We start from the raw sequence: 25194 nt of genomic DNA, 5'->3' as shown, positions 1-25194 counted from the left end.
TGGGATACCCGGGCCTCAGAGGGTGGCGCACGCCGGTGATGGGCCAGTGCGCGACGACGTCCTGCGGTCAGCTTCGTCTGTCCACGCCGATTGTGCAGCTCTCTTGGGATCCACGGCCGGAGCCCGCAGCACGGAGACTATTAAGACGGTGTCCTATGTGGTGACGGCTCGTTGGGTTGTTCATGGGGCGGGATACGTGGGGTTGGATTGTTCCGGACGGGCTGTGGGAGATCGCGAAGCCGTTGATCCCGCCGTCGAGGGTGCGTCCGCAGGGTGGCGGGACGCAGGACACGCCTGATGAGACGCTGTTCGCGGCCATCATCTATGTGCTGGTGAGCGGGTGTGCCTGGCGGGCACTGCCGCCCTGCTTCGGGGTCTCGAAGTCCACCGCCCACCGGCGCTTCGTCATCTGGTCCAGAGCCGGTGTCTGGGGCCGGCTGCACGAGGCGGTGCTCGACCGTATCGACGAATGCGGACTGCTCGACCTGACCCGCGTAGTCCTCGACTCCGTCCACGTGCGGGCCAAAAAAGGGGGCGAACTCACAGGTCCGAGCCCCGTGGACCGAGGTAAGCCGGGTTGCAAGATGCACGTCCTGTCGGACGCGGCCGGGCTGCCCCTGGTCGTCGGCGTCTCCGCTGCCAACACCCACGACAGCCAAGGTCTGAAGCCCATGGTGGCCGGTCTCCAATCGAGACGCGACCCCCACCGCGGCTGGAGCCATAAACCCGGCAAGCTCCACGCCGACAAGGCATACGACATCCCTGACCTGCGGAGATGGCTCCGCGGGAAACGTATCGGCGTCCGCATCGCCCGCAAAGGAATCGAATCCAGCGAACGGCTCGGACGCCGAAGGTGGGTCATCGAACGGACCATGTCCTGGCTGACCGGCTACCGCAGACTCAACCACCGCTACAAACGCCACCCCCGCAACTACCTGGCCTTCCTCGGCCTCGCCGCCACCCTCTGCTGCTACAAACGACTCCTCCGACTCACCACATAGGACACCGTCTAAGCTTTCGTCGTGAACGACACCACATATGGCATACGGATCAGACCAGGTAACCTGGCCGACGCACCAGCCGTGCTGGACATGCTCGACTCTGCGGTGGCCTGGATGAACGATCGCGGCAACACCGAGCAGTGGGGCACGACACCGTACTCGCAGAAGCCCGGCGGGGTGGCGCGGGTCGAGCGGTACATGACCGAGAACACCCCCTACGTCGCGGAGTTGGGCGGATCACCTGTCGGAGCCCTGGTGTTGGACTCCGGGCCCAGCCCTCAGATGCCGATCGCGCCGGCCGGGGAACCCGAGCGGTATGTCCGGCTGCTGGTCTCCGACCGACAGCACGCCGGTCTGGGCATCGGCGCAGCGTTGCTGACTCATGCCGCAGGGGAGACCCGGCGGGCCGGCGTGGAGCTGCTGCGGGTCGACTGCTGGGCGGGCGGCGGGGGCGAACTGGTCGCGTTCTACGAGCGCAGAGGTTTCACTCCCACCGATCGTTTCCTGTCCGGGTCATGGCCGGGGCAGGTGTTGGCCCGGAGGGTCGGCTGACGACGCGGACATCCGGCACCGGCTCGCACCTGGCCAAACCGGGCGAATGCGACTCTCCTCAGGGCCTTGCCATCGTCCTGGTCTGGGACAACCTGCGTACCCATCTCATGCCGCAGATGAAAGACTTCATCGCAGCGAACGAGGACTGGCTGACCGTCTTCCGCTTCCCGTCCTACGCACCCGACCTCAACCCACAGGAAGGCATCTGGTCCCTGGTGAAACGGACGATCGGCAACCTCGCCGCCGCGAACCTTTCGACCAGATTGCCGCCACCGTGAAGCGCAGCCTCAAGAAGACCCAGTACCGACCGCACCTCATAGATGGCTGCCTCAGACCGCGTTTGAGTCTGGTCGTGGGACGATCGATCGGTGGCGCACCACTTGAACCACGCCCGCTCCCTTGAAGAGCTTGAACGCGCCTGCTGGCCGGATCCGTCAGCCGACGACACTCGTCTTGTAACTACCGCTCACGCCTTGCGGCGTCGGCCGATCGGCGAGCTGACCGTCGAGGACATGCACTTGTTGATCGGGCAGCACATAGGCCTGCCCTACCTCCTGCCACCGGCACTGGAGGTACTGCGGGAGAACCCGATGGCAGAGGGGCACATGTACGAAGGTGATCTGCTGTCCGCGCTCCTCACCAGGAACCCATCGGTCTGGGCCGAGTTTCCCGAACTCGGCCGAGAACTGAGCGAGATCGTCTCGAAGTTGGCTGGCCTACCCCCTGACCTGCAACAGAAGGTTGAACACTTCCTGGCTCCATCGGGCACCGCCGCAGGACGTTCCCCATGGAAGGGACGGCTGGCGTATCTACGGAACGTCTCGCAGGAGCAAGCGCGGGCCGGGACGCGTCGCCGGTCGGCCACGGGTGAGTCGGCGGACCATGATGCCGATCATTGCCCAGCGGATCATGGTCTCTGAGCGAGCCGGGCTGGTCTCGTAGTCACGCGCAAGGCGGCGGTGGGCGGTGAGCCACGAGAAGGTGCGCTCGACCGCCCGTCTCTTGGGCTGGACCTGGAATCCACGCTGGTCCGGGGCTGTGCGCACGATCTCCAGCTCACGGCCGAGGATCGTACGTGACCACTCCACGAGGCGGCCGGCGAAGCCCTGGTCCGCCCAGATCTTCTGCACGCCCGGATGGTCCAGGCGGGTCCACAGCAACGAACGCTTCGCGCCGTCGCGGGCCTGGATGTTCGCCGCGACCACGTGAACCGCGAGCAGCAGGCCCAAGGTGTCCGTGACGATGAACCGCTTGCGTCCCTTCACCTTCTTGCCCGCGTCGAAGCCGCGGGTGTCGGAGGGGACAGTGTCGGCCGCGGGGCCGAGCTCCAGACTGTCGACGCTCCCCGCTCTCGGTGAGGGTCCGGACCATCGTCAGGCGAACCCCGTTGCCCCCTGGTTGGCGTCCTCGCGTCGCTCGCTACATGCCCCCGGCCACGCGCAGAACCGCGCCGGTCGTGTAGGAGGCGTCAGTGGACAGGAGCCAGGAGACGGCTCCGGCGATCTCCTCGGGATGCCCGGCCCGGCCCATGGGGATGTTGGCGGCAACCTTGGCGGGCCGCTCAGGGTCCGCGTGAAAGTCCGTCCAGATGGTGCCAGGGGCGACGCAGTTGACGCGGATACCGTCTGCGGCAACTTCCTTCGACAGGCCCACAGTCATCGCGTCGACCGCCGCCTTCGCTGCGGCGTAGTGCACGTACTGGCCAGGGCTGCCGATGGTCGCTGCGGCCGAGGAGACATTGACGATGGCGCCCCTGCCGGTCCGTGACATGTCTCGCACCGCGCGCCGCGCGCACAAGAGGTAGCCGAGCACATTGACGCCCAGAGCCTGGCGCATGCCTTCGGCGTCGGCCTCGGCCAGCCGCCCGTTGGGGCCGCTGACCCCCGCGTTGTTGACCAGGCCTGTGACGGGACCGAGTCGCTGCGCGGCGACCTGGGAAAACATCACCGGAGTTCGAAGAAAGGTACTCAGTCTCCCTAAGGAGTGACCAGACAGAAGGGATGGCCGACGGGGTCCGCGTAGACCCGGTACCCGATCGGCTTGTCCGAACCCTCCAGCAGCGTCGCACCGAGGGCGAGCACTTGGGCCTCAGCCGTGTCGAGGTCCCCGACCATTACATCGATGTGCATCTGCTGAGGGCGCGCGGAATCCGTCCACTGCGGCGCGCGGAAGTCGTCCACTCGCTGGAAGGCGACCACCGGGGTGCCCGCGGCGTTCTGGAGCACGACGAACTCACCGGGGTCCTCCTGTCGTGAGAGCGACAGCAGCTTCTCGTAGAATCCGGCGAGCTCACGCGGGTCGGGGCAGTCGATGACAACGGTGTACAGGCGTCCGATCATCCGGCTCACTATGCCACTCGCTCGCGAGCGGTCCAGCCTGTGGGTCGGTGCAGCCCCACCTGCAGGCGTGCCAACCTGCGGTCGCCCGGCCCAGGTTCCGACACAGGCCCTCAACTTGTGATTTATCCAGTGCGGCGTGGCTTGGTGCCGACCTTGTGGTGAGCCGGTCGGCGGTAGGACTCGCCGATGGCCAGGAGCAGGCCCACGTCGTAGCGGTTCGCGGGGCGGCGGTTCTTGGAGCCGGGCGGGCGCCCGGGGCCGGGGCAGGTGGGTTTCGGCACTGCGGCCGGCGTTGAGGTTCTGGCGTGCAGGTGTCGGAACCCGCGTCGGACCCGTGCTGGGGTGAGCTTGTTCGGTTCGGCCGGCTTCTCCCAAGGCCGTCGCAGGTCGGTGGTCAGAGAGCGGGCGAGGCGGAGCTGGGTGCGGGCGGTGACGATCAGCCAGGTCCAGCGGTCCGCCGCCTCGGCTTCCCGCAGTCTCGGAGCGGTCCAGCCGAGTGTCTGCTTGATCATCCTGAAGAAGTGCTCGATGTCGAACCTGCGCAGGAATGCCTGCCAGGCCAGGTCGGTCCCCGCAGGGCCGGCCGTGGGCCGTGACCACCACAGCCACAGCGGCTTGGGGTCGCCGCCGCTGGGCAGGTGGTCAACTTGGAGTCGGACGACGGTGCCCTCGATGACCGGAAGCTGGCCGGGGTGGTCCCGCCAGGCGGCGCGCCCTTGCAGCTCTGGGTGGAGCCGATCCCAGCTCCGGGCGTGGGCGGTGCCGTAGCGGGTGGTCTCCGCCTTTGTCTCCGCGTCCGGGGCGCCCCAGGTCCGGGAGTCCTTGAAGATGAACTCACTGCCGTGCTTGGGCGGCCGCCCACCGGCCGGGTTGGCCAAGGCGAACTCCGCACGGGTAGGGGCCGGGCGGCGCATCACCTGGTCCGAGCGCAGACGGCCCAGAATCTCCACGGGCAGGTCGCGTAGCAGGTAGGCCAGCCGCATCACGTCGTAGCCGGCGTCGGCCACGATCCACACCAGCGGGTCGCCCGGGCGCCACTGGCCTGCGGCGATCAAGCGCTCGACCAGTTCCCGCAGCTGCGAGGCGGTGACCGCGGCGAGGTCGTCGCCGGGCCTCAGCCGCACCGCGTCCAGCGGGGCGACCCACGAGGTCCGGCCCGATTCCAGGGCGACGACCCACGAGTAGAGCCAGCCCGGAATCATCTGGTGCCTGGCGTCGCCTCGACCGTAGGTGTGGCAGAACGAACGGGCGTCGCTCGTGTCGGCGTCGGGCCGCAGCCACGGCGACACGTCCACCGCCAGCACCAGGCGGCCGTCGGCGGCACGCGGCAGGGACAGGCTGGCCAGCGCGGCCCGCAGCCGATCGACGTCCAGCCGGCCCCGGTTCAGCGCGCCGTACAGGGCGCCGTGCCCGCGCCGGTGCTCGGGAGCCAGCGCCAAGTCGACCAGGGTCTTCACGGGGCCGTCGGTGCACAGCACCGCGTCGGTGAGCTCGAACAGCGCGTCGCGCCGTCCGGTCAGGCAGTCGTAGAAGACCCCCCGAAAGCGTGACAGTTCCGCGAACGGATCGCACTGCACGGCCTGTTCCACCACACTCACCACTACGGCCTTCGCGTCATGTCCTGTACCTCTTGGTCGAGTTCAGGATCACGCGAAGGCCGTGCTGCCGTCCCGGAAACACCCGGACGAGTGACCACCGGGCCCCTTGTTCGAAGCCGGACGCGAGAAGCCAAGCGCGAATCGCCGCAACCGGTTGGCAGCAATGGCGGCTTGCTACCGCCATCAGTGGCACGGGGCCCACGGGTCGTCGCACCCCACCGGATCGGCCCTCTCGGGGTGGAGCATCTCTCGGACACAGCGCTGCAGCCCTGTCTCGCCGGATCCGCCGGCGGCACCCATCCAGGGCAGGGCTTCCATGGCGTGGGCGCGCTCGTCGGTGGCGAGGTCGTCGACGGCGACGCGCAGGTCCTTGGGAGCGGGTTCGTCGGCGAGGCAGAGCCAGCCGATCGCGGCAGCCAGCCGGACCTCGGGCGCCTGCGTCCGGTCCTGCAGCCGATCGCTCATCCACGCGGCGGCCAGCAAATGCGGGTGGGCGCGGGTGGCCTCAGCGATGGCGAGGACCAAGGCGGCGCGGACGATCGGGTCCTGCTCGATGGCGAACCGGGTGCGAAGAGCTGACCGGACGGTCCGGTGGGGGTCGGCTGCGGTGGCCAGTGCGTAGGCGGCGTGGACGCGGATCGTCGAGTCGGGATCGTCGAGAAGGGGCTGCAACAGGGCCGTGTCGGCGGTGATCGCGGACCGGGCGGCGGCGACCGACCAGCCCGCCGGGTAGCCGGTCACCTCGACACCGTAGCTGTCGTAGAGGTCGTCGCCGTGGGTGTCGGAGCGGTGGAGCAGCAGTTCATCGCGGGAGGCGACGCCGAAGTGCCGTGCGCGGGCTGGCGAGGAGAGTTCGGCGAGCGTATCGACCCGGTGGGCGTGGCGGGTGTCGGCGGCGATGCGCGCCATGAACGGCACGGCGAGCGCGGCGGCGGCCCTCATGTCGTTGGCGCACATGCCGTCCACAACGCCCGTGCCGACGCGAACGGGCGCGCCGACATGCAGCAGATGGACGGCTTCCCTGACACGATCCCCCTGCGGGAAGTTCTCCCAGGGGACCTCGTCGAGCAGGAATCCGTCCTTGGCCTCGGGTGAGATGGCGGCCACCACTGCACGCACGTCGAACGGACCGCCCGCGAAGGAGGCCAGTTCCGCGCCATCCACCAGTGCTCGACACATCGCGAAGGTCGGATCGGTCCGCCAATCGCCCACTCCACACCACCCCACCGCTGAGTCTGATCAGGCCCGAGCGGACCGACAACCGTGCAGACGGACTACCCTCGCGCGGCTTGGCGGGACGCGAGCTCTGCCCTTCCTGACCCAGACCGCAGATCCGTGATCGTCAGGCCCGCGTGTTCGAAGCCGGACGTTAAACGCCAAGCTGAGCTTGGCATTTAGAGTCGCACACAGTTCCTCCTTCACCAGAATCTCGGCCACCTCCGCCACCTCGGCCCCGACGACGGCCGCTGCGCGCTCCAGGGAAACGGGGCGGCCGCTGAGCAGCAGCCGCAGTGCGGGTACGGCCTTGGCCGTGAGGGTGAGCCGCTTGCCCGATGCCTCAACGGTGACGGTCTTTCTGCTCCAGTGGAGTTGGGGCGGGAAGTGAGTGGTGCACACCACAGCGTCGAGCGGGGCCAGGGCGTCGAGGAACGGGACGTGTCGGGGTAGCGTCGTCGCCTGCTCGTACGCGGCCAGATAGTCGGCCGGGGAGCGCTCGTCGATCAGGCGGGCGGCAGCTTCGGCCAGAGCCTCGTTGTCGGTCTGGTCCTGACGGTCCAGGTCGTGCCGGAAGACCTCCCGCTCGCGACACCAGTCGCCCAGGCACGCCAGCCAACTCGCCCCGGTGCGCTTGGTGATGCCGAACGTCACATGGAGGCTCTTGCCCGAACCGCTGCCCGTCCGGGTGGACGGCGGCGAGCTCCTCCACCGCCACCAGGAGGCCACTCGGGGCCGGCGGCGTTGTCTTCGTACTTTATGTCACCTCGTGCTCCTTCCTCTTCCGTCTCCTGTCGGAGTCCCGGCGGGAGGCCTGTTGGAGTGAGGCCGCCGCCCGGGTGTGGAGGCTCGATGCCCTGCTTCTGGACGGCTGATCCCAGTCAACGGCCAGTGCGGGCAGGCGCGGAACGTTTCCACGGGGTTCCTCCTGGGGACGCCCTTCCACGCACGCGGGGTAAAGCGGCCCGGGGCGACGTCCCAACGGGATGACGGAGGTGATTCGTGTCTGGTGAACCGTTGGCGATCCACCCGCTGCCTGCGTCCGACAGTCGCGCGGCTGGGGCAAGGCCGAGTTCGCTCGACTCATGCAAGCCCATGGGAGGTCGCTCGGAATCCCGCTCGCGACCAACGGCACCACCGTCTGGAAGTGGGAGCAGGGCCAGGAGCCGGATGCCGACGCTCGACACGTGCTCGCCGACCTGCTGGAGGTGCCGTACGAGCAGGCGCACGTCTCGCCCTGGCCGCACTGGCTGCCCGCATAGGGAGTGGCCGGGCTCAGCATGCCCTGGAACGAGGCCGGAACCGTCGAGGCTTTGACTGACCTGGTGGGGAGTGGCCACTTGGACCGCAGAGGCTTCCTCACGATCAGCGGCGCCGCCCTGACGGGACTCGCGGCGAGCTGGGCCGAGGCGCCCTCCGCCTTCGCCTCCGCGTTCAACGGCGATCGCGTTACGGACACGATGGTCTCGACGATCGAGCAACGAATCAGCACCCTCCGCACGCTCGACGACCAACTCGGCGGCGCCCGTCTTCTGGAACAGGCCCGTGGCGACCTCGCCCTGATCACCGGTCTCCTGAGCGCTGCCCGGTACACCGACACGATCCGCCTTCGCTACCGGGTCAGCCACATGGTGCACAGCAAGCCGGATACCGACCTCACCACCGTGCCTCCGGAGTTGCTCGCCGAAAATTTGCGCGACCAGGTTGCTGCCTGGAGCGACCCGAGCTCGCTCAGCAACAGGGCGTACACAGTTACCGAACCGGCGGGGATCGACTTCAACTCACCCGAGGTGCAGGCAGCGGAGCTTCCGGCTTCCAACGGCATCGGGACCGCGCGGGCGCTCGCACGGATGTACGCGGCGTTGATCGGAGAGGTGGATGGCGTACGTCTGCTCACCCCGGGCACCCTGACGCTGGCGGCTAACGAGCAGGCGGCCGGGATGGACCGCGTGCTGATGGCGCCGAGCCGATTCAGCTCCGGATACCAATTGCCCACCGAGGACAACCCCATGAGCGGACCGCGTGCCTTCGGTCACAACGGCCGCGGCGGCTCCCTCGGCTTCGCCGATCCGGAGCTTGGTGTCGCCTTCGGCTACGCCATGAACCACATCATCAGTGGCGCCGACGACGTACGCGCGACGTCGATGGTCGACGCGGTGCTCACGTCATGACGTGATGGCGTGGCGGTGGACCCACCCCGCTCAGCCCAAGCGTGCCGACGTGGCCTCGACGGCCCCCTCCCGCGGCATCGTGGCAGACTCGTCAGCGCTGACGGGGGACTGAGGGGGGACAACGTGGGGTCGTCGGAGCTGCTCATCGTCCTGGATCGGGAGAGTGGCGCGTCCTTGCAGCAGCAGGTGTGTGATCAGGTGACGGTGCTGGTGCGGTCGGGGCAGCTGCGGCCCGGGGACGCCGTGCCCGCGTCCCGGGAGCTCGCCCTTCAGCTCGGGGTCTCGCGGACCGTGATCACTCGGGCCTATGAACTGCTGCGGGCCCACGGCATTCTCACCGCCCGGCGCGGCTCCGGGACCCGGGTCGCCGGGCTCGCGGGCGGGGCAAAGGCCGGTGTCCGGCGGGCGGTGCCCGCGACGCTCGCCCCGCAGCCGCCGAGGTCGACGGACGAGGGCCACTCCCTGTGGCAGCCGTGGGAGCCCGCGCCCACCTACCGTCCGGGCACCGCCCTCGACTTCCGGCACGGCACGCCCGCGCTCGCCGACTTCCCCGTGGCGCGCTGGCTCCAGTCGCTCCAGGAGGCGTACGGCAGGGCCGACGCCGCCGCGCTCGGCTATGGACCGGCCGAGGGCTCGCCCAGGCTGCGTACGGAGATCGCCACGCTGGTGCGGCAGAGCCGCGCCCTGGACGCGTCCGCCGACCGGATCATGGTCACCGGCGGCGCCACCCAGGCCATGGACATCCTCGTCAGGATGCTGGTGAAGCCGGGTGACGTGGTCGTCATCGAGGACCCGAGCCACACCGTGCTGCGGCAGGTCTTCGGCTGCTCCGAGGCCACCGTGGTGCCCGTACCGGTGGACGAGCAGGGGCTGCGGGTCGGTGACATCGACGCGTGTGTGCGGGCGCAGGGGCACGACCCGGCGCGGGTCAGGCTGGTGTACGTGACGCCGTCGCACCAGTTCCCGACCGGTTTCATCATGTCCGAGGAGCGTCGGCGCGCCCTGCTCGACTGGGCCTACGAGCGCGGCGCGACGATCCTGGAGGACGACTACCACAACGAGTTCACCTTCACCGCCGAGCGCCTGCCCGCCCTGGCCGCCGCCCGGCACCGGGACACCGTCGTCTACGTCGGCAGTTTCAGCAAGACGCTCTTCCCCGCGCTGCGGATCGGGTACGCGATCCTCCCGCCGTACCTCGTGCAGCCCTTCCTCGGCATCAAGTGGATCACCGACCGGCTGACGCCCACCGTCGACCAGGACGCGCTCGCCCACTTCATCGCGACCGGCGCCTACACCCGCCACATCAGCCGGATGACCCGGCTGTACCGGCAGCGCAGGAGCCGCCTCATCGAGGTCCTGCTCGAACACTTCGGCTCCGAGGTGCGCATCTCCGGCGAGGCGGCGGGCCTGCACGTCCTGGTCACGCTCACCGGCACGCGCGGCGCGACGGAGGTCCCACGCCGCCCGGTGGTCGTCTGGCAGGGCCTTGGCCCGGGCTTCGAACGCCTTCCAGTCCCTGGTGAGATCACTGCCTGTGATGGTCTCCCAGAAGTTCATCTCCCGCCCTCCTTGAGCCTGTCGATGCGTGATGAGACGTACTGCCATTTCGTCCAGAACTTCGCGAGTTCCTCGCGTCCGGCGTCGGTGAGCGCGTAGAACTTGCGCGGCGGACCCACCCCGGATGGTCGTTTCGTCACCTGGACGAGTTTGTTCCTCTCCAGTCGCAGCAAGATGGTGTACACCGTCCCCTCGACGACGTCGGCGAAGCCGAGCTCGTTCAGCTGGCGGGTGATGGCGTATCCGTAGGTTTCCTCGCTGCCGATGATTTCGAGCACGCACCCTTCGAGCGTGCCCTTCAGCATCTCCGTCAGGTCGTCCAACGCGAATCCTCCTCGGCGCTATCGGTACTGCGTAGTACCGAATACCACTATGCGGTATCACCGAGTAGTGAAGGGTGTCAGTGCGGCAGTCTTGCCTTCTGCAAGCTCGGGGCTTCCCCTACCGCAACACGCTGAACTTGACAGAGAAGTCGTCGATCACCGGCACCCCGCCCGCGTGCGGCGCGGTCGCGGGATCCGCCAGCAGCAGTTCCACCCGGCGGGCGTTGACCCGCTCGTGATCCCACGTCGACTCTGACAGGAAGAACTGCAGCCGCTGCACCGAGGGGTGCTGGGCACCGACCACCGGCTCCGTGCCGGCCAGGCAGGTCAGGGTCTTGTTCCGGCCCCGCGGTAGCAGCGGCCCCGCGAGGTACTCACGGAACCCGCGGCGCTGTGCCAGTGTGGAAAGCAGGTCATCGAAGCGTGCCGCATAGGCTTCCAGCGGCCCCGGAGCGGGCGGACACGGCAGACGACGGGTCATCACAGCCCCCCAGGCGGCGAGGCGACGTTCCTACGACCCTGACTCCCCGTCAACAGCCCGGGGGCCATCCAGCCGAGCAGCCCGCCGGCGGCCATCGCCGCCAGGTAGATCGCGACCTGGTGGTGTTCCATCCGCTCGAGCAGGCCCGGCGGTCCCTGCTGCGACACTCGAACTGATCCTTCGTGCTGTACCGGTCCCCTCGTGGCGGCCGCGCGCTTTCATCCTCACAGGCCACCGTGGGCAGCCAGACCTGTGGCTCCCTCTCAGCGAGCGGCCTTGCCGCCGTCCGTCTCTAGAGGTGGGCCGAGGGTCGGCATGCCGAGATCGGCCCGCGCCGGTGCCCTGCGGCAGGACGCCGCCCGGCGTCGGCGCCGTACAACGAGTACGCCGAGTCCGGCGGCCACCGTCAGTACTGCCAGGACGGGCATCCACAGCGCCCCGATTGCGGAGGTCACGCCGATACCGCCGAGGACGGCCAGGATCGGACCCGCGCAGCACACCGCGCAGGCGGCGACCGCGGCCGCGCCGACGCCGAGGGCATTTCCAGGGCCGGGACGGACGGGAACCGGGGGATGAGGCAGTCATACGTTCGCTCCGAAGAGGTCGGCCAGCATCCCGGCGGCGGCCTCGGGCGCCCGCACCTCCAGCTGGAGAGCGGTCGGGGTCAGGTGCAGGGTGAAGTCGAAGAACGCGCAGCAGCCCTGCTCCGCCGCGGCGAGGGTAGCGACCTCACCGGCGAGCTCGGCGCCGGCGGGGAACGAGAGGCGTACGCCGTCGTCGATTTCCTCGCGTAGCTCGGCCTTGCCGACCAGCTGCTGCCACTGCTCGGTGCGCTCGCCCAGCTCGGCGCCGCCCAGCGCGCAGGCCACCGGCACGTCCCGCCACGGCTCGGCAGCCGGCCCCCGGCGGGTCGGCGACAGCGCCACCGGCACAGGCCCGGCCACCGGAGCGCTGGTCGTGGTGCAGCCACAGTCCGGACCGCACGCCCCTGCGGGCGCCGGGCCCGACAGCTCGTCGTGGACACCGGCGAGGCGGTCGGAGAACGCGCGCAGCTCGGCGATCCGGCCGTCGGTCTCCGCGATCCGGTCCGCGACCAACGGCAGCATCCGCGCCCGCACGGACGCGCACACGCCTTCCTCACGGACATCGAGCAGCTCGCGGATCTCCTCCAGAGCCAGGCCCAGCAGCTTGGCCGACGAGATGAAGGCCAGACGCTCCACCGCATCCTCGCCGTACACGCGATACCCGGCCGGTGTGCGGTCGGCGGCCAGCAGACCGGCGTCCTCGTAGAAACGCAGCGTCGTGGCCGGAACGCCGGAGCGCTCGGCCAGCTGCGAGATGCGGTAAGTCGTCACACCGCCGACCGTAAACCTTCGACCCGGCTCGAAGGTCAAGCCGGAACCCGCACCGGATCAGCAGCGGATCCCCCACCTGTGTACGTGTTCGCCCGAGGGCCCCTTCAGGATTCTGCGAACCCGCGCGCTTCGCGGAGGCCGGCACGGAACCGACCTCCGGCGCGGGCCAGCGCCGTCAGCGGATGGCTGACCTACGACGCCCCGGCCCTGGCCTCCTTCACCGACAAGCTGCACCTTGCCTACCGCGACCGCAGCGGCACCCTGTACGTGGGCGTACAGAACGGATCCACCTGGTCAGCCACCCAGATCCAGACCGGCGGATACGGCACCCCCTCCCTCACCCGCCACTCCAACCTCTACACCCTGTACGTGTAGCCCCGGCTGGGTCCGCAGCTCGTACGTAGAGCGAGGAACTCAGACGACCCAGTTCGATGAGACATCGACTGGGTTCGTTGAGAACGGACATGCGCCACCAACAGAACCAGACCCTCGCGGCGTAACGACGACGTGTCCGCCGCGATCCGGTCGCGCATCCACCGTACGAGCGGCCAGCCGGCTTCCCAAGGCCACCGCTGCCGCGGTGTCGGTGGTACGGGAGGCGTTGCCTTCCGTACCGTTGGCCTTGACGAGCGAGGTGATTCCGGAGTGGCGGAAGACGAGCCGGCGAAGCCGATGACCGACCCGGATCTGGGTCTGCGTCTGGACGAGCAGCTGGAGGCTGTGGCCTCACGTCTGCGCGCCCTGGCCAAGGCGAAGGACCGGCTGCAGGGGCTGCTGGACGCCGTGCTGAACATCGGCAGCGAGCTGGACCTGCCCATGGTGTTGCACCGCATCGTCACTACCGCCATGGACCTGGTGGGTGCCCGCTATGGTGCGCTCGGGGTCCTGCATGCTTCGGGCGACCACTTGGAGCAGTTCGTCACTGCCGGTCTGTCGGAAGACGAGCGCGCTGCGCTCGGTGATGTCGACTTCCCGCACGGGCGTGGCGTGCTGGGACTGCTGATCCACCATCCGGAGCCCCTACGGGTCGTTGATATCCCTTCCCATCCGGCGTCGGTCGGCTTCCCTGAGGGCCATCCGCCCATGCATGCTCTGCTGGGCGTGGCGATCAGTGTCCGGGGTGAGATCTACGGGGACCTGTATCTGTCGGAGCGGCATGACGGCCGACCGTTCGACGGCGACGACGAGGAGGTCGTGCGGGCTCTGGCGGGTGCGGCCGGGCTGGCGATCGAGAATGCGCGTCTGTTCGGGCAGGTGCGGGCCAGTGCCGAGCTGTTCCAACGGTTGTTGCTTCCGACGTTGCCGGATCTCGTTCCATTTGAGGGAGCGGGGTTCTACCGTCCGGCCGCCGAGCCGGCCCACCTGGGCGGGGACTGGTACGACGCCGTCGTCCTGCCCGACGACGCCTGTGCCGCTGTGATCGGGGACGTGATGGGGCATGACCTGCACGCGGCCGCCGCGATGGCGCAGGCCCGCAACATGCTTCGGGCGCTGCTGTACGACCGGAAGAAGCCGCCGAGCGAGGTACTGGCTCAGCTCGACAACACGGTGCACGCCATCACCGATCTGCCGGTCACTACGACCTGTCTGGCACGGATCGAGCCGGCGGCCAAGGGCTGGCGGCTGCGCTGGAGCAGTGCCGGTCATCTGCCTCCGCTGGTCGTCACGCCTGACGGCCGCACTGAATACCTGCAAGGCGAACCCGGCATTCCGATCGGTGTCGATCCTGACGTTGAGCGCCCTGATCACACGCATTCTCTGCCGCCCGGTGCGATCGTGCTCCTCTTCACGGACGGTCTCGTCGAGCACCCGGACCACGCCATCGACGGCCAGCTGGGCGCGCTCGCCGACCTCGCTGCCGTGCACGCGGGCCTGCCACTGGACGACTTCGTCCGCACTCTGGCCGATCAGCATCCCAGTGACGGCCACGACGACATGGCCGTCCTCGCCTTGCGCGTTCCTGCCGCCGACTGAGACGCCACTTGCAGCTACGGCCTGCCTTCCCCTGAGGACCCGCTTCGTCGTGACTCTCTCGGGGCAGACGACGTGCGCGACCGGCACACGATGTGCTTGCTCCATAGCCAATTCCGCAGGCGGGGGATGCCCTCGGGCCGACCGCGAGAACGACGGAGCCCTGGGCCGGAAGGGGGAACTTCACACCCCTCACCGAACAGGCGGAACAGAACGTCGAAACTCTCCCTCACCCCGACCAAAACAATGCCTGACCAGCAAGAATCAAACGTTCACGTTCGGTTGAGATACTGCTTCTCACCACAACCTCATCACAACTTCATCACAACTTCCCGCACCAAAGTCGGGGGTGGGAGCACATGCGCGGCAGGCGTTTTATCCGATGTCAGCGCATACGCCGTCGAGCGAAGCGGCCACGCTGTCGTTCGGACGCGCGGCAGGGGAAGGCGGAGCCGCAGACGTCAAGACGGACTGCCGCGTGTTCGGGTCACCTTGCGGTAACAGTCAAAATTCGACCAAATGTGATTCATATATTTTCCCCTGTGTAATTCCGCAGCCGTGACGTCACTCGACGTGACGGTCTGACTGCAGGGGTGTGTTTTGAGGCTTTTGGGGAGATGGATCCCACGTTCAAGGGGACGCGGAAGACAGCCGCTTGATGGTTCGCTGAGGCGAACCGCGCTGGCGGTTGCCGCTGTTCTGGCGGCGGAGACGGCGCTGGTGTCGCTGGGGGCCGGACAGACCTTCGCCGCCGCGGACTCCGCCACCGCGAAGGTGACGTCGACGGCTGCCAAGCCGGCCGCGTCGTCGGCGGATTCGACTGCCGCGGCATTGCTGATGGCCCGGTTGCAGGGCCGGAAGATCGAGGTGTTGTCGGAGCGTTCGGCCAGCTCGACGACGTATGCGCTGCCGAACGGGCAGTTGCAGACGTCGACGTACGTGGCGCCGATCCGGCAGAAGGTCGACGGCGTCTGGCGGAACATCGACACCGCCCTGTCCGACGAGGGCAGCGCCCTGAAGCCGGAGGTCGCGGTCGCCGACATCGCGGTCTCCAACGGCGGGGACACCGCGCTGGCGTCGGTGACGAAGGGCGCGAAGTCGTTCGGGATGGGCTGGGAGTCCAAGCTTCCGACGCCGTCCGTGAAGGACGATACCGCCTCCTACGACCTCGGTGGCGGCGAGGCCCTGACGGTCACCGCGCTGTCGCAGGGCTTCAGCCAGAACGTGGTCCTGGAGAAGGCGCCCGAGGGTCCGCTGGAGTACCGGATCCCGATGCGGCTCAAGGGACTTGAGCTGTCGGTGGCCGAATCCGGTCACCTGCTCCTGAAGGACAAGGCCGGCGAGCTGGTCGCCGAGGCGCCCGCGCCGATGATGTGGGACTCCTCCAAGGACCCTAGGTCCGGCGAGTCGAAGTACCAGGCCAGGGTCGCCACGAAGGTCGAGACGACCGAGGACGGGTCGCAGACCCTCGTTCTCACTCCCGACGCCGACTACTTCACGAAGAACAAGCCGACCTACCCGGTCACGGTCGACCCGACCAGTACCCTCGCCGTGACCACGGACACCTGGGTCGCGACGAACTACACCGACTCGCAGGTCTCCTCGGGCGAGCTGAAGTCGGGTACGTACGACGCGGGCACCACCAAGGCCCGCTCCTACCTGAAGTTCGACGTGTCGGCCTTCAAGGGTAAGCACATCATCGACACGAACCTCGCCCTGTACTCGTACTACTCCTCGACCTGTGACACCACCGGTGCGGGTACGGAGGTGCGGCGGATCACCGGGACCTGGACCTCGGCCGACATCACCTGGGGCGTCCAGCCCGCCACCACGACCTCGGGCGCCGTCACCAACAAGGCCGCGCTCGGCTACAGCACGTCCTGCCCGGCCGGCACGATGAACTTCGACATCGACGCCATCGTGCAGGCGTGGGCTGACGGTTCCACCAACCAGGGCCTGCGCATCGCGGGCGCCTCGGAGACCGACAGCCTCACCTGGCGGCGCTTCCGCTCGGCCAACTACGTCTCTGGGGACGGCTCGACCGAACCGCACCTGACGGTGACGTACAACTCCTATCCGTCGGTGCCGAGCTCGACGGCCATCTCGCCGTCGCAGGTCAACGCCTACAACGGCAGCCGGTACGTCACCTCGCTCACCCCGACCCTGTCGTCGAAGGTGACGGACCCGGACGGCTCCAACGTGCGGGCCCAGTATGAGATCACGGCGGACCCGGCCCGTGCGGACACCACGTACGCGTACACGGCGTACGGCAAGACGGTGGCCTCCGGCTCCGCCTCCACGCTGACCGTCCCGTCGGCGAGCGCGTTCCCTGCGGGTGTCCATCTGCGGTACCGGGTGCGGGCGTACGACGGCACCGACCACGGCTCCTACAGCGGCTACACCACGTTCGTGCTGAACACCGGCAAGCCAGTCGCGCCGACGGTCACGTGTGACACGTACACCCAGAACGGCTGGACCGCCAGGGCAAGTTCGGCCGTGTCCTGCACGCTCGACACCACCTCCACGGACGGTGCCGGCTTCCAGTGGGGCCTGGACGACTCGTCCCTGCCGAACAAGAAGCTGGACACCAGCAACGGCACCGGCGGCGACCCGCAGACCATCAGCATCAACCCGGCCAATGGCTGGCACACGCTGTACGCGCGCACCATCGACTCCGGCGGCAACCTCTCCACCGCGACCACCGCCTACAGCTTCGGTGTCGGCACCGACGGTGCCGCCATCCTGTCCCCGTCCGACGGTGACACCACCGCCCGCCGGCTGACCCTGTCCGCCAAGGGCCTCACCTCCTACACGGGTGTGACCTGGCAGTACCGGCGCGGTGAGACCGACTCCTGGCACACCGTGCCGGTCGGTGACGTGACCGCTGCCGGCGCCACCGTCTCCGCCTGGCCGGTCGCCGTCAACAGCGGCACCGCCACCAAGCTCGTGTGGAACACCGTCTCCAGCCTCACCGAGGACGGCGTCATTCAGCTGCGGGCCGCCTTCACCAACGGCACCACCACCGGGTACTCGCAGACCGTCGGTGTCACGCTCGACCGCGACGCTGGTATCGCGCCCTCCGCCCAGGTGGGTCCGGGTCAGGTCAACCAGCTCACCGGTGACTACACGCTGTCGGCCACCGACGCCTCCGCCTTCGGAGCGAGCGTGGGACGTACGTACTCCTCGCGGGCCAACAGCACCAACACCGAGGGCCAGGCACAGATCTTCGGCTCCGCCTGGGCCTCCTCCGTCGACGCGGCCGGCAGCGACTACACGCAGCTGCGCAAGACCTCCAACGCATCGGTGGAACTGCTGAGCGCGGACGGCAGCTCTGTCGCCTTCACCGCGACCACCGGTGGCGACTGGGAGCCGGAGACCGGTGCGAAGTCCCTGACCCTGACGGGTTCGCTCACCGGCAGGACCTTCACGCTGAAGAGCGACGCCGCTGACGTCACCGTCTTCGCCAAGGCGGCCGCCAACGCGGTCACCTGGACGCTCGCCTCCTCGGCGACAGCGGTCGATGACACCACCGTCACCGTTGCCTCGGAGACCGTCACGGCCGGCGATAAGACGCTGGCCCGCCCGAAGTATGTAGTCTCCCCGACCGGCGCGGTCACGGTCGCCACCTGCCAGGCCACCCCGGCCACCAAGGGCTGCCGCGTCCTGGAGTACGTCTACGCCACGGCCACCACCGCCACCTCCAGCACGCTCGGCAACTACGCGGGCCAGGTCACGTCGGTCAAGCTGTGGGCCACCACCCCCGCCGCCTCCGCCTCGACCGCCGAGACGATCGCCTCGTACGCCTACAACGCCTCCGGCCAGCTGCGCCAGGTGTGGGACCCGCGCGTCAGCCCCGCGCTGAAGACGGAGTACACCTACGGCACCGACGGTCGCGTCGCCACCTACACCCAGCCGGGCCAGTTGCCCTGGACCTTCACCTACGGCAAGGCCGGCTCCGCACTGACCGCAGGCGCGGGCATGCTGCTGAAGGCCGCCCGAGCAGCCCTCGCGCAGGGCTCGGACAGCACCACGTCCGGCACGGCGGTCACCACCGTCGTCTACGACGTCCCGCTCTCCGGTCCGACCGCCCCGCACCAGATGGACGCGGCCACGGTCGCCACCTGGGCGCAGGACGAGGCACCGACGGACGCCACGTCCGTCTTCCCGGCCGGCTTCGTCCCCGCTTCGAACACGGGCAGCGATCTGACCTCGTCCTCGTACGGCCGGGCCGCCATCACCTACATCAACGGCAACGGCCAGGAGGTCAACACCGCGAGCCCCGGTGGCTCGATCACCGCGACCGGGTACGGCGAGACCGGCAATATCGTCGCCGAACTCACCGCCGCCAACCGTGAGCTGGCACTGAGCAGCAGCAGCTCCGACGAGCTGGCGGCCCTGGGCCTGGTCGACCTGTCGACGGCCGAGCGCGCCCAGCTCCTCAGCACGGTTTCCGAGTACTCCTCCGACGGCGAGTTCCTCACCGACGAGTACGGCCCACTGCACGAGATCACGCTCACGAAGGAACTCACGGGCACCACCGCCGAGTCCACCCTGGCCGCCGGCACCGTGATCCCCGCTCGCGCCCACACCTCGTACACCTACGACGAGAACCGGCCCAGCGAGGCGGAGGTCTCCGGCCTGGTCACCTCCACGACCTCCGGCGCCGCCATCGCGGGCTACGCCACCGACGCCGACACCGCCACGAGCACCACGACCTATGACTGGTCCACCGGACAGGAACTGTCCACCGGGGGCGCCGAGTCCAGCTCCGTGGTGACGGTGTACGACGACGCGGGCCAGGTCGTCAGTACCCGGACGGCCGGCTCTTCCGGCTCGGACGCGGGCACGCTGCGGTATACGTATTACGACGCGGCCGCCACCGGCACCTGTGCCTCCGTCGAGTGGGACGGGATGCTGTGCAAGACCACGCCCGCAGCCGCCATCACCGGCGGCGGGAACAACTTCACTGAGTCCGTCACCACTGTGTACACCTACGACCGCTGGGGCCAGATAGCCACCCAGACGGAGACCGCCAACGGTGTGACCCGCACGGCCACCAACACGGTCGACGCCGTCGGACGCACGACGAAGACGGCGGTCACCAGCGCCACCGGCAAGGCCACTCCACCCATCACGTACACCTACGACGGAACCACCGGACAACTCGCTGCCCAGACGTCGAATGGCCAGACTGTCAAGTACGGCTATGACGGCCTCGGGCGCCAGACGTCGTACAACGACGGCACGGGCAGCATCACCACCTCGGCGTACGACAGCCTCGACCGCGTGGTGACGGTGTCCGACTCGGTGCCCTCCACCTCCACCTACACTTACGACGGCACCACAGGCCGGGTCCTGTCCGTCACCGACTCCGTCGCCGGGACGTCCACCGCCACCGCCTACGACGCCGACGGCGCTCTCATCGGCGAGTCCCTTCCTGGCGGCTACACCCTGGCCACGACCTTCGACACGGTGGGCAACCAGACCTCTGTGACGTACAGGGACTCCGCAGGCGTCGTCGTGCTGTCCGATGCCGCGGCCTACACGATCCATGACAAGCAGGTGAGTCACACCCAGACCGACGGGTCCACCACCCAGGCCGACTACACCTACGACGGCAAGGGCAGACTCACCCAGGCCGCCGACACCATGGCCAACGGCTGCACCACCCGCGCCTACACCTTCGACGCGAACAGCAACCGCAAGGCCCTGACCGCGAGTTCGGACGACTGTGACAGCAGCACCGCCGACACCACCACGGCCACCACGTCGTACACCTACGACACGGTCGACCGCCTGGTGAACTCCGGCTACACCTACGACGCCTTCGGCCGCACCACCACCAGTGCCGGCACCAGCCTCACCTACTACACCAACGACCTGGTCGCCTCGGAGACCCTCGGCACCAGCCGCAAGACCTTGGGCCTGGACGCCGTCGGGCGCCTGGCGTCCTCGACCACCGAGACCACCAGTGACAGCGGTGCCACCTGGTCGACCACGAGCACCACGGTGAACCACTACAGCTGTGGCTGCGACACCACTTCGTGGACGGTGACCACCGAGGCCGCAGGCTCCGCTTCCACCGTCAAGCGCAACGTCTCCGACCTCTTCGGCGGCCTGGCCGTCACCACCAGCGCCACCGGCGACGCGGTCCTCCAACTGTCCAACCTGCACGGTGACATCTCCGTCCAGCTGGATCTGGAGACCGCCACCGCCGGAGTCCAGCGTTACGACGAGTACGGCACCCCGCTGGACGCCACTGCCGCCGCAGCGGAGTACGGATCCCTGGGCTCCTACCAGCGCGCCACCGACGGCCTGGCCGGATACACCCTGATGGGTGTCCGCGTCTACGACCCGACCACCGGCCGCTTCCTCCAGGCCGACCCGGTCTACGGCGGCAACGCCAACGCCTACGTCTACCCCGCCGATCCGGTCACGCAGCTGGACACCAGCGGGAGCCGACTGAACTATCGCGATCAGCAAAAGGCGACAAAGAACTACACGCTGTATCTCAGGCGATCCTGCACCGGGCATTCCAAGTGCAGTCTCACCTGGCGCCTGAAGCTGAAGAGCATATGGAAGAAGTACGGCTCCGTGAAACTGGTGTTCAGTATCACCATTCCGGGGAAGCGGATTGTGTCGAATCAGAGCTACGGTCACGCGGAGGCAGGGGATTACTTCTTCCACGCCTCCTGGGGGGTTCCGAACGGGAGAGGCAGATCGGAGTCTGAGCGAGGAAAGTACAGCGTCCTCGGGTTCACGAGATGGTTCGACTGGACGGACAATGTTGAATGGTCTGGCACCGTCACTGTCCAGAACATTTGCGTGAGAAACCCGAGGCTGAGCGTTTGGGCCCTGTTTACCTGAGGATCTCCGGGCCGATCCAGGTGAACGCGTGAAATAGCATATCGCCGGAAGGAATCCTTCCGGCGATATGCTATTTTATGGGGCGAACTTTCAGCAGGTGAATCCAATCGGAAGGCTGGCGAGGGTGTCGAATTTTCTGGACTGGCGGGACAGGATGTTGCAAGCGGTCTGGCGGCAGGGGGAGTCCATGTCGGAGGAGGTGCTGGCGTGGATGTCCGAGGTGCATGATGAATTCGGAGAAATTTCCGGAGAAGAATTCTGTGAACTCTGGACCACGCGAACCTTTTCCATGGCGAGATCGGCCTTCGAAGTGATCCAGAAGTCCGTACTCGACGAAACAGGGAAAAGGATTGTCGGGGAGGAGTTCAGCTACGTCAACTATTTTCGCGACCCGGAATTTGGGCCCGTCGGCGTGGTTCGCTTCAAGTCCGCAGAAGTCTCGACACCGGATTGGGCGGAAGTCCTTGGTGTCGTGGCGGAAGGGGTGCAGGAATTTCTTATGGATTATTATGTCACGGTCTGGCCCGTCTGTGGCCGCCACTCCTTCGGTCTGCACGTGGATTATTTCCGTGAGACTGCAGTTTGGAAATGTAATGGAGGGCCTGCAGGTGGTCATGTGGTAAGGGCGCTTGATCCTTCGATCCGGCTGTAGATCGTGCGGATAACGGCGTGAGAGGGCGGCATGTGAGTTGACATATGCTTTGCCTTTCGCCCTCGACGCAGCCGACCTCTGTGAAACCGACATGGAGCTGTAACGGGATCATGAGTGAGTCTTCTTGAGGTGTCGCCGGCAGACGAGACTGCATGCCGAGGAGGCGAAGGCGTCGTGGAGTTCGAGGCGTCTTCGCCATCACGCGGCGAGTCGTTTGAACTGGTGGAGCAGAGCGAAGGTCCGCTCGACGACGTAGCGGAACGTACCCAGTACTCCCTTCGTCCTTTGCGATCTGACGGGGCGACAGGTAATTGTCGGGGGCGCCGGAGCGCGAGTGAGGCCACCTGGTGATCATGGTGTTTCCATGGCGTCAGCTCCGCCCAAAGTCCCATAGACGTCCCAGAGATGCCGCCGCGCCCCTTCCCGACCCGCCAAACAGCAGGCCGGAAGGGGCGCGGCGGCATCCGCACATCAGGCGCCGCGGAAGAGACCAGCGGGGCCCGTGACCTGCTGCGCTGTGCGGCTGAGGGGTGCTGACCTGCGCAGATGGTCTTTCGGCTGTTCCACGTTCGTGCTCGCTGATGCAGCCGGAAGTCCCAGAAAAGTCCCAGAGCACTCCCAGCAGCGATGGCGACTCTTTCGGCTCTATGCAGCGTGCTGGGCCAAGGTGTGGGCTGGGACTTGTGCATCAGCCTCGCCGTTTCGGTTGGCTGAAGCGGCGTCGCTGATCACCAACTGTGGGGTGGTCGGGGCGATTTTGTTGCCTGGGCATGGCGGAGTCCCGGCGCGGTGGTCGGGTTCTCCGGAGTCCTTCGAGTTGTGGGTGGGTGGGGGGTTGAGGGGCGGCGGGTCAGCCTGCTGGTCGGGGCAGTGCGGCGAGGCGGTGGAAGGCCGTGGCCAGTTCGTGTCTCCAGGGCCAGGTCGCCGAGATCCGTAGGCGGAGGCGGCGGCCGCCGCGGGTGAGGCGGGCGGCGACGTGTAGCAGCCGGTAGCGGAGTTTCTTGGGTTCGGCGGCGGTGAGTTCGCCGTCCAGCAGGAGGACGCGGGCCCAGGCGAGGAGATCGATCGCCGTGAGGCTGAGTTCGAGCCAGGTGGCGTTGATGGTGAAGTGGCGGGAGGGGAAGCGGCCGAAGCCGGTGCTCTTGCCGCACCGGATGTGGTCCTCGACGGTGGCGTGTCCGCGGTGGCGGACCTCCAGGAACTGCGCGGAGCCGCCGCTGGGGTAAGGGGTATCGGTACGGAATACCTGGTGCCGCAGGCCCTCGTCGTGATCGAACAGGGACAGTTGGGCGCCGGGGTGCGGACGCTCTCGGCGCACGGTGATGCGGGTGCCGGCCGGGTAGCCGGCAATGTCGACCATGCCGATCAGCTCGGCGACGTCGCGCAGTGTCCCGTTCTGGTCCAGGGCGGGATGCCAGAGGTCTTCGGGCAGCGAGCGGATCGCGCGGCGGACGGGCGCGGTGATGGCGTATCCGACCGAGAAACGCAGGTCCAACCCGTGCTCGCGCAAGGTCCGGATGTGGGTGAGGAAGGCCTTCGCGGATCCGGCGCTGTCGGCGCGGACCAGGATTGCGGTGCCGTGCCGGTGAGCGTCGGGGATCTGCGCGAGGGCGTCGTCCAGCACCGCGATGTGATCGGCGGCGGTGTTGGCTCCGGAGTTGCCTGGCCGCAGCCGGCCGGACACGGCCTCGCCGGTGTTGGCGAGGAAACACAGCAGTAGATGGAAGCCGAAGCCGCCCTTATAGGTGGGTGCGGCCTGTTCCTTCTCGGAGTGGCAGGTGATCAGCGTGGCGTCGAGGTCCAGGACCAGGCCGGGAAGCTCTCGTCCGCCGGAGAGCTCGGCGTCAGCGAACGGACGGTGGCACGCCGCATCGTCCGCCTCCAAGAAGTCCTCGGCGCGCAGACCCGGTTCCAGCTCGGCGTCCAGGTCGGCCGCCGCGGCTGGCTCTGAGCGCATCGCGACGATGACTGGTTGCGGAGCTTCGATGACCGGATCGATGTCCTCGCCGATCCTGTCCAGAGCTTCCAGTACGCCACGCCGGATGACCAGCGTGGTTGCCGGACGTTGTCTCAGCCACCCGCGCTGAGGGACTCACCGTATAGATCGTCTCCACGCCGCGAGGGGCCTGGCAGGGTGATGGCTACGCGACGCCCGAGGTATTCGAGGGAATCCAAGCTGTTCATGGCCTACCCGGGCGTCTTCTACAGCGACGACGGCCAGATCCTGCGCGCCATGCAACGGGCCTCCCACAACGGCGGCCTGATCATGATGCACGCGGAGAACGGCATCGCCATCGACGTTCTCGTCGAGCAGGCGCTCGCCGAGGGGCGCACCGACCCGCGTTACCACGGCGACGTCCGCAAGGTGGCGCTGGAGGCCGAGGCCACCCACCGCGCCATCCAGCTCGCCCGGGTCGCCGGATCCCCGCTGTACGTCGTGCACGTCTCCGCCGACGAGGCCGTCGCCGAGGTGGCCGCCGCCCGCCACAAGGGGCTTCCGGTCTTCGGCGAGACGTGCCCGCAGTACCTCTTCCTGTCCACCGACAACCTCGCCGAGCCCGACTTCGAGGGTGCGAAGTACGTCTGCTCCACGCCGCTGCGCCCCCGGGAACACCAGGAAGCACTCTGGCGCGGCCTCAGGAACAACGAACTCCAGGTCGTCTCCACCGATCACTGTCCCTTCTGCTTCTCCGGCCAGAAGGAGATGGGCCGGGGCGACTTCTCGAAGATCCCCAACGGCATGCCCGGCGTGGAGAACCGGATGGACCTCCTGCACCAGGCGGTCGTGGACGGCCACCTCTCGCGTCGCCGCTGGATCGAGATCGCCTGTGCCTCCCCGGCCCGGATGTTCGGCCTCTACCCGAAGAAGGGCACCATCGCCCCGGGCGCCGACGCCGATGTCGTCATCTACGACCCGGCGGCCGAACAGACCATCTCCGCCGAGACCCACCACATGAACGTCGACTACTCGGCGTACGAGGGAAAGCGGATCACCGGCCGGGTCGAGACGGTCCTCTCGCGCGGCGAAGTCGTCATCGACGGAAGGAAGTTCACCGGCCGGGCAGGCCACGGCATGTACACCCCGCGCGCCACCTGTCAGTACCTGGAATAG

At 68.0% G+C, this 25194-nt stretch carries 17 protein-coding genes and 8 pseudogenes; 12 read left to right on the top strand and 13 right to left on the bottom strand.

Annotated features, from left to right (window positions below; all coding sequences use genetic code 11):
- Positions 1 to 182: 182 nt before the first annotated feature.
- The 4 genes and pseudogenes from ACZ68L_RS40725 to ACZ68L_RS40710 all read left to right on the top strand — a co-directional run bounded on the left by ACZ68L_RS40725 (position 183) and on the right by ACZ68L_RS40710 (position 2473).
- Positions 183 to 1001, top strand: coding sequence for an IS5 family transposase (locus tag ACZ68L_RS40725; RefSeq protein WP_469588261.1), 819 nt, complete (start codon positions 183 to 185; stop codon positions 999 to 1001).
- Between the two features lie 21 nt (positions 1002 to 1022).
- Complete coding sequence (locus tag ACZ68L_RS40720; RefSeq protein ID WP_469588258.1) at positions 1023 to 1553, top strand: GNAT family N-acetyltransferase; 531 nt, start codon at positions 1023 to 1025, stop codon at positions 1551 to 1553.
- A 68-nt stretch (positions 1554 to 1621) separates the two neighbouring features.
- Positions 1622 to 1956 (top strand): annotated as a pseudogene (locus ACZ68L_RS40715) (transposase); the annotation flags it as partial.
- Entirely contained in the window at positions 1922 to 2473 is a 552-nt protein-coding gene (locus ACZ68L_RS40710) for a contact-dependent growth inhibition system immunity protein (protein ID WP_469588257.1), read from the top strand. The pseudogene ACZ68L_RS40715 and the gene ACZ68L_RS40710, both read left to right, overlap by 35 nt.
- Here the strand turns inward: ACZ68L_RS40710 and ACZ68L_RS40705 are convergent.
- The 6 genes and pseudogenes from ACZ68L_RS40705 to ACZ68L_RS40680 all read right to left on the bottom strand — a co-directional run.
- A complete protein-coding gene (locus ACZ68L_RS40705) occupies positions 2363 to 2884 on the bottom strand; it encodes a transposase (protein WP_469588277.1) in 522 nt (173 codons plus the stop codon). The genes ACZ68L_RS40710 and ACZ68L_RS40705 overlap by 111 nt on opposite strands.
- Before the next feature lie 88 nt (positions 2885 to 2972).
- Positions 2973 to 3482: pseudogene (locus ACZ68L_RS40700) on the bottom strand (SDR family oxidoreductase); the annotation flags it as partial.
- 47 nt (positions 3483 to 3529) lie between these two features.
- A complete protein-coding gene (locus tag ACZ68L_RS40695; RefSeq protein WP_469588255.1) occupies positions 3530 to 3892 on the bottom strand; it encodes a VOC family protein in 363 nt (120 codons plus the stop codon).
- 122 nt (positions 3893 to 4014) lie between these two features.
- Positions 4015 to 5490 (bottom strand): NF041680 family putative transposase, encoded by a 1476-nt coding sequence (locus tag ACZ68L_RS40690; RefSeq protein WP_469588253.1) that lies wholly within the window; start codon positions 5488 to 5490, stop codon positions 4015 to 4017.
- Positions 5491 to 5673: 183 nt separating this feature from the next.
- The gene (locus ACZ68L_RS40685) at positions 5674 to 6702 is read right to left on the bottom strand and encodes a hypothetical protein (protein ID WP_469588251.1); all 1029 of its coding nucleotides are present in this window, start codon (positions 6700 to 6702) and stop codon (positions 5674 to 5676) included.
- A gap of 159 nt (positions 6703 to 6861) precedes the next feature.
- Positions 6862 to 7398: pseudogene (locus ACZ68L_RS40680) on the bottom strand (JmjC domain-containing protein); the annotation flags it as partial.
- Positions 7399 to 7790: 392 nt separating this feature from the next.
- On the opposite strand from ACZ68L_RS40680, the gene ACZ68L_RS40675 reads away from it, so the two are divergent.
- The 3 genes and pseudogenes from ACZ68L_RS40675 to pdxR form a co-directional block, all read left to right on the top strand.
- Positions 7791 to 7967, top strand: coding sequence for a hypothetical protein (locus tag ACZ68L_RS40675; RefSeq protein WP_469588248.1), 177 nt, complete (start codon positions 7791 to 7793; stop codon positions 7965 to 7967).
- 18 nt (positions 7968 to 7985) lie between these two features.
- Positions 7986 to 8876 carry a serine hydrolase gene (locus ACZ68L_RS40670; RefSeq protein WP_469588246.1) on the top strand — a complete coding sequence of 297 codons (891 nt, stop codon included), beginning with the start codon at positions 7986 to 7988 and terminating at the stop codon, positions 8874 to 8876.
- Between the two features lie 9 nt (positions 8877 to 8885).
- A pseudogene (gene pdxR / locus ACZ68L_RS40665) lies at positions 8886 to 10301 on the top strand (MocR-like pyridoxine biosynthesis transcription factor PdxR); the annotation flags it as partial.
- A 27-nt stretch (positions 10302 to 10328) separates the two neighbouring features.
- Here pdxR and ACZ68L_RS40660 read toward each other — a convergent pair.
- The 6 genes and pseudogenes from ACZ68L_RS40660 to ACZ68L_RS40635 form a co-directional block, all read right to left on the bottom strand.
- Positions 10329 to 10433 (bottom strand): annotated as a pseudogene (locus tag ACZ68L_RS40660) (DUF1048 domain-containing protein); the annotation flags it as partial.
- Positions 10430 to 10756: a PadR family transcriptional regulator gene (locus ACZ68L_RS40655; protein WP_469588243.1), complete on the bottom strand. Its 327-nt coding sequence runs from the start codon at positions 10754 to 10756 to the stop codon at positions 10430 to 10432. The gene ACZ68L_RS40655 and the pseudogene ACZ68L_RS40660, both read right to left, overlap by 4 nt.
- 148 nt (positions 10757 to 10904) lie before the next feature.
- Positions 10905 to 11237, bottom strand: a pseudogene (locus ACZ68L_RS40650) (transposase); the annotation flags it as partial.
- Complete coding sequence (locus ACZ68L_RS40645) at positions 11237 to 11404, bottom strand: hypothetical protein (protein ID WP_469588280.1); 168 nt, start codon at positions 11402 to 11404, stop codon at positions 11237 to 11239. The pseudogene ACZ68L_RS40650 and the gene ACZ68L_RS40645, both read right to left, overlap by 1 nt.
- Positions 11405 to 11500: 96 nt before the next feature.
- Complete coding sequence (locus tag ACZ68L_RS40640; protein ID WP_469588240.1) at positions 11501 to 11692, bottom strand: hypothetical protein; 192 nt, start codon at positions 11690 to 11692, stop codon at positions 11501 to 11503.
- 126 nt (positions 11693 to 11818) lie between these two features.
- Positions 11819 to 12592, bottom strand: coding sequence for a heavy metal-responsive transcriptional regulator (locus ACZ68L_RS40635; protein WP_469588237.1), 774 nt, complete (start codon positions 12590 to 12592; stop codon positions 11819 to 11821).
- Positions 12593 to 12676: 84 nt separating this feature from the next.
- On the opposite strand from ACZ68L_RS40635, the gene ACZ68L_RS40630 reads away from it, so the two are divergent.
- The 4 genes from ACZ68L_RS40630 to ACZ68L_RS40615 all read left to right on the top strand — a co-directional run bounded on the left by ACZ68L_RS40630 (position 12677) and on the right by ACZ68L_RS40615 (position 22082).
- On the top strand, positions 12677 to 12967 hold the full coding sequence (locus ACZ68L_RS40630) for a hypothetical protein (protein WP_469588235.1): 291 nt from the start codon (positions 12677 to 12679) through the stop codon (positions 12965 to 12967).
- A 297-nt stretch (positions 12968 to 13264) separates the two neighbouring features.
- Positions 13265 to 14566 (top strand): PP2C family protein-serine/threonine phosphatase, encoded by a 1302-nt coding sequence (locus tag ACZ68L_RS40625; RefSeq protein ID WP_469588274.1) that lies wholly within the window; start codon positions 13265 to 13267, stop codon positions 14564 to 14566.
- A 717-nt stretch (positions 14567 to 15283) separates the two neighbouring features.
- The gene (locus ACZ68L_RS40620) at positions 15284 to 21430 is read left to right on the top strand and encodes a DNRLRE domain-containing protein (protein ID WP_469588232.1); all 6147 of its coding nucleotides are present in this window, start codon (positions 15284 to 15286) and stop codon (positions 21428 to 21430) included.
- Positions 21431 to 21554: 124 nt separating this feature from the next.
- Positions 21555 to 22082 (top strand): hypothetical protein, encoded by a 528-nt coding sequence (locus ACZ68L_RS40615; RefSeq protein ID WP_469588229.1) that lies wholly within the window; start codon positions 21555 to 21557, stop codon positions 22080 to 22082.
- Between the two features lie 850 nt (positions 22083 to 22932).
- Here the strand turns inward: ACZ68L_RS40615 and ACZ68L_RS40610 are convergent.
- Positions 22933 to 23910 (bottom strand): annotated as a pseudogene (locus ACZ68L_RS40610) (IS1380 family transposase); the annotation flags it as partial.
- Positions 23911 to 24255: 345 nt separating this feature from the next.
- On the opposite strand from ACZ68L_RS40610, the pseudogene ACZ68L_RS40605 reads away from it, so the two are divergent.
- Positions 24256 to 25194 (top strand): annotated as a pseudogene (locus tag ACZ68L_RS40605) (amidohydrolase family protein); the annotation flags it as partial.

It is taken from the genome of Streptomyces sp. NPDC104309 (assembly GCF_055584025.1).
The sequence above is the reverse complement of the archived record's forward strand: the minus strand, read 5'-3'. Positions and strand labels throughout refer to the sequence as shown.

Coding starts and splice junctions, on each gene's coding strand:
- ACZ68L_RS40725 (WP_469588261.1), top strand. CDS start 183: ATGGGGCGGGATACGTGGGGTTGGATTGTTCCGGACGGGCTGTGGGAG.
- ACZ68L_RS40695 (WP_469588255.1), bottom strand. CDS start 3,892: ATGATCGGACGCCTGTACACCGTTGTCATCGACTGCCCCGACCCGCGT.
- ACZ68L_RS40675 (WP_469588248.1), top strand. CDS start 7,791: ATGCAAGCCCATGGGAGGTCGCTCGGAATCCCGCTCGCGACCAACGGC.
- ACZ68L_RS40670 (WP_469588246.1), top strand. CDS start 7,986: ATGCCCTGGAACGAGGCCGGAACCGTCGAGGCTTTGACTGACCTGGTG.
- ACZ68L_RS40625 (WP_469588274.1), top strand. CDS start 13,265: ATGACCGACCCGGATCTGGGTCTGCGTCTGGACGAGCAGCTGGAGGCT.